The following is a 1,337-nucleotide window of genomic DNA, read 5'->3' as shown; positions in this document are numbered from 1 at the left end:
GGCCTGCGCCGCGGCGACCGCGTGCTCGACATCGACGGCGTGCCGGTGCCGGACGCCAACCGCATGCTGCAGCTGATCCGCGCCAATGGCGCCGACGGCGAATCGACGGCCATGCCGTGGCGGGTGCAGCGCGGCACCCAGGTGCTCACGCTGAGCGTGCGCCCGGCGGTCGCGGTGGACGGCGGGCAGCGCGTCGGCCGCATCGGGGCCGGCATCGCGGCGTCCTACGAGATGGTGACGGTTCGCTACGGACTGTGGGGCGGCATGACGCAGGCGGTGCAGCGCACCTGGGACTCATCGGTGCTGACGATCAAGATGCTCGGCCGCATGCTGATCGGCCAGGCCTCGCTGAAGAACCTGAGCGGCCCCATCACGATCGCCGACTACGCCGGCAAGTCGATCCAGCTCGGCCCGGTCTATTTCCTGATGTTCATCGCCGCGGTCAGCGTGAGCCTCGGCGTGCTGAACCTGCTGCCGCTACCGATCCTCGACGGGGGACACCTGATGTATTATCTTTTCGAAGCGGTGACGGGGCAGCCTCTCTCGGACGTGTGGCTTGAGCGGCTGCAGCGGGGCGGGGTGGCGATCATGCTCTTGATGATGTCGCTCGCTCTCTACAACGATGTGGCCCGGCAGTTGGGCCTGCACTGATCACCGAATGCGCAATCCCCTCGTTCTGCAGTTCCGCCCCGTCCACCCCCGTTCCCTGCGTCCCACCGTCCTCAGCATCGCGCTGGCGGYGGCATTGCATGCAGGATCGGCCTGGGCGGTGACCCCCTTCGAGTTGAAAGACATCCGCGTCGAGGGCCTGCAACGGTCCGATGCCGGCACGGTGTTCGCCTCGCTGCCGTTTCGCATCGGCGACACCTACAACGACGAGAAGGGCGCGGCGGCGCTGCGCGCGCTGTTCGCCACCGGCCTGTTCAAGGACGTGCGCATCGAGATCGACGGCAACGTCGTCGTCGTGATCGTCGAGGAGCGCTCGGTCATCGCGAACATCGACTTCGTCGGCCTGCGCGAGTTCGACAAGGACACGCTGACCAAGTCGCTGAAGGATTTCGGCATCGGCGAAGGCCTGCCTTTCGACAAGGCGCTGGCCGACCGCGCCGAGCAGGAGCTCAAGCGCCAGTACCTGACGCGCAGCCTGTACGGCGCCGAGGTCGTGACCACCGTCACCCCGCAGGAGCGCAACCGCGTCAACGTGACCTTCACGATCACCGAAGGCTCGGCCGCTCGCATCAGCGAGATCCGCATCCTCGGCAGCCATGCGTTCTCCGAAAGCACGCTGCTGGGCCTGTTCGACCTGAACGACGGCGGCTGGCTGAGCTGGTATACCA

General features: G+C 67.1%; 2 protein-coding genes. Both read left to right on the top strand.

What is annotated here, in order from left to right; all coding sequences use genetic code 11:
• The coding region (gene rseP / locus AC1D15_RS32535; protein WP_477829313.1) for an RIP metalloprotease RseP at positions 1-651 on the top strand (651 nt) is incomplete at its 5' end.
• 7 nt (positions 652-658) lie between these two features.
• Positions 659-1,337 (top strand): POTRA domain-containing protein (locus AC1D15_RS32530; protein ID WP_477829312.1); only part of this gene is annotated, 679 nt, incomplete at its 3' end.

The organism is Rhizobacter sp. P2_H2 (assembly GCF_056403375.1).
This window is presented reverse-complemented; position numbering and strand designations above follow the sequence as displayed.